The sequence below is a fragment of the Schlesneria sp. genome (assembly GCF_036405755.1).
Classification (GTDB): domain Bacteria; phylum Planctomycetota; class Planctomycetia; order Planctomycetales; family Planctomycetaceae; genus Schlesneria; species Schlesneria sphaerica.
Map to the genome: position 1 here is coordinate 1 of NZ_DASWWZ010000172.1, position 3,277 is coordinate 3,277.

The 3,277-nt window shown below is 57.3% G+C and carries 3 protein-coding genes; 2 read left to right on the plus strand and 1 reads right to left on the minus strand.

Annotated elements, in window-relative coordinates:
• Window positions 1–1,143 (plus strand): murein biosynthesis integral membrane protein MurJ (murJ, locus tag VGE80_RS05695; RefSeq protein WP_440591976.1); only part of this gene is annotated, 1,143 nt, incomplete at its 5' end.
• Entirely contained in the window at window positions 1,133–2,131 is a 999-nt protein-coding gene (gene ygfZ / locus VGE80_RS05700; RefSeq protein ID WP_440591977.1) for a CAF17-like 4Fe-4S cluster assembly/insertion protein YgfZ, read from the plus strand. The genes murJ and ygfZ, both read left to right, overlap by 11 nt.
• Before the next feature lie 189 nt (window positions 2,132–2,320).
• On the opposite strand, the gene VGE80_RS05705 is transcribed toward ygfZ, so the two are convergent.
• Window positions 2,321–3,277, minus strand: a 957-nt coding sequence (locus VGE80_RS05705) for a PQQ-binding-like beta-propeller repeat protein (protein WP_440591978.1), incomplete at its 5' end; no start/stop codon positions are given.

Sequence of the window (3,277 nt, forward strand, 5' to 3'; positions counted from 1 at the left end):
CTGAATGCCGTGTGGCTGCTGAGTCTGTGGGGAATCGTTCCGTTCTGGACGGACGAGATTACGCAGGTCTACGTCGTTGCGGTCTGTGTGCTGATCGGCGGGGTACTTCAGCTGATTTTTCCGCTGAGCGTCTTAACGCAGTGCGGCTTCGGGTTCCGCTCTGACTGGCGGCTGTCGATGGGGCAGGTGGGACGAATTGCCAGAAGCATGTTGCCGGTCGTGATTGGAGTATCGATCACACAACTCAACGCGGTCCTGGACAGTTTCGTCGCCTGGGGATTCACGCAGCCAGCGGGCTCCAACGAACTGATGCCCCTTCCCTGGGCGTTGAATTATCCTCTTCGTGAAGGGACTGCGACGGCCTTGTACCTCGGCCAGCGTCTTTATCAGTTTCCCCTCGGTGTGTTCGGGGTTGCTCTCGGGACAGTCCTGTTCCCCCTGTTAACGGCGCATGCCCAGAATGGGGACTCGGACAAGCTGAGATCAGATCTGTCGTTTGGAATCCGCCTGGTAATTGCCATCGGATTGCCCGCGAGCGCCGGCCTGATTCTGATTGGTCAGCCACTGGCGACATTCTTCTTCGAGTATGGCAAGTTTGATGCGCAGGCTGCTCAAACAACGGGACAGATGATTGCCGCTTACGGTTCCGGGGTCTGGGCGTACTGTGGCCTGCTGATCCTGCAACGTGGCTTCTATGCGATCGGGGATCGACTGACTCCGATGTACATCGGTCTCGGAGCGGTCGCGATTAATTTTGTGCTGAATCTGACACTGATCTGGCCTCTGGGCGGAATTGGGCTCGCCTTTTCCACGGCATTCGTCGCGGCGGGACAAAGCACCGTGACGGCGCTCATGCTTCAGCACAAACTGGGAACGCTCAACTGGCGTGAGATCGGCATCACCACGCTGAAAACATTGACGGCGACCCTGGTGATGGTTCTGGTCTGCCTGTTGATGCCGACCTCATTCCCGATTCGGGTAGAGTTCCTGGAGCGGCTAGTTCGGTTGGTCCTTCCCATGGGAATGGGTGGATTAGCCTTCCTCTTCACGGCACGCCTTGTGAACCTGACCGAATTACGGCTCTTGCTATCCGGGCGAAGATCGCGATCATCACAAGAAAAGGCAGCATCCATTGAGCACTGATAACCGAAACTCATCGATTTCTCTGGCAGCGATCCGAAACGCAGCCGGTTCAAGCGTGGTCGTGTTTGATGTCAGCAATCGAACACAAATTGAAGTTCGGGGGGCGGATCGCGCTCGTTTCCTGCACAGCTTCATGTCGAATGACATCAAGTCACTGAAACCGGGAACCGGTTGCGAAACATTCGTGACCAGCCTGAAAGGAAAAGTGGTCGCTCACGTCTATGTTTTCTGTCGTGAGGATTCGCACTGGCTGGACGGGGCCCCTCAGCAGCAGTCAGCCATCCTGCCGCACCTTCAGAAGTTCGTTCTGATCGACGACGTGCAACTGATTGCTCATGAGGACGATTTTGGAGAACTGTTCGTGTCAGGACCGCTGGCGACACAGTTGCTGCAGCTTCCTGAGACCATGCGGATCGGTGACTCAGAGCAGCGCGAGCTTCACGACACGGCAATCGATATTCGTCGCGTCGACCTCTTTGGAGCACCTGGTTTTCTGATGTCGATTCCCCGGAGCCAGGTGGACCGCGTCAAACAGGGCATGATATCGGTAGGTATCCCTGAAGGGACTTCAGACCAGTTCGAGTACTTGCGGATCGAAGCGGGGTACCCGCTCTTCGGACAAGACTTCACAGAGGACTACTTGGCGCAAGAAGTGGCTCGTACGAGACAGTGTGTTTCATTCAACAAGGGTTGTTATCTCGGTCAGGAGACGATTGCTCGCCTGGATGCACTGGGCCACACGAACCGTGAGATCCGACGGATTCGGTTTGAATCTCCGATTGCTCCGGCAAGTGGCTCTCCTGTTTTTGATGCTGCCGGAGAGAGCGAAGTGGGTGTGCTGACGTCCGCGGCCAGCGACAGCGAGAATCCAGATCCGGCCCAAACAAAGGGCGTGGGGATCGGCACGCTGAAACGCGCTGTCTGCCCTGCCGGCAGCGTCGTTCGAGTCAAATCGAACGGCAATCTGATCGAAGGACAAGTTCTGTAAGCGTTCACTGGTCCTGTGGCAGCCTCGGTTCGCCATCTCGTCCACCGGGGACGACGCAAATCACCGTGCTGGACTGTGCTCGGGTGACAGATGCCCGGGCTTTGCATGGAGGAGGCTTCCCTCGTTTCGGTCCGCCTTCTTCCGAGCACAATCGCGCACGGTGATTTCGTCCTGCGTCTGGATCCGTTTTTAGAATCGTCTTCGCACGTCGCTTCCGCGTTCAACGACGGGTTCTACGTTCTGTCCTGAAATTCTGTGCAGTTGATGAATCGTCCGAATGAAGATGGAATCACCCGCGAAAATCGGGGTGGCGACGATCCCTTCGGCCAGCGTGTTCTTGATGATGACGGGGTTTGCTGTCCCTGTGCGAACAAAATAGGTGTCTCCCGATTCGCTCGCACAAAAGACGAAGTCTCCAGCGATCACGGGTGAGGCAGAGAATGTTCCGGACAGTTGCCGGATCCATTCCAGTTTTCCCGTCGCCGCTTGTACACACGACAGTCGCCCGTCTTCGGCGAGCACGTAAAGTAATCCTCCATGACATACGGGCGATGGGACCTCACCCGCCAAACGTGCGTCGCGCCACACGACATGACTTGTCGTCACATCACCGGTTCCGTCCGCCGCGATACAGATGACCTCGGCATTGGGTTGTGCCGTTGTTGCAAACACGCGTTCTGAATCAAAGGTCACGGAGCTCAGGACATGTGATGCGGAAATTCGACACGTCCAGAGGGGTTCACCCGTTGCCGGGTCGTAACTGATGACGGCCCCCGGCCCGCCGACGACCACTTGAGCACGACCGGCGATTGTTCCGACCACGGGCGCTCCCAGGCTTTCCCCCTTGGGGCGTCGCGTGCGCCAGATGACTTCTCCCGTCTGACGATGAATTGCCGCAATGTAGCTGTCTCGGGCCTGATCTGCGTTGACGATCACCAGCGACTTGTAGAGGGTCGGCGACGAGACGCTACCTGTTTCCGACAGGTAACGACCCGCCGGGTTCTGCCACAACACGCGTCCGGAAAAATCGACCGCAGTCACCCAAAGCTGATCACGGTAGTGAGCCACAGTGAACACGCTCTGCCCGTCGCAAACCGGCGTCGCAAGGTGGAGCAAGTTGCTGTCCCGGACGTTTTTGGGATCTTT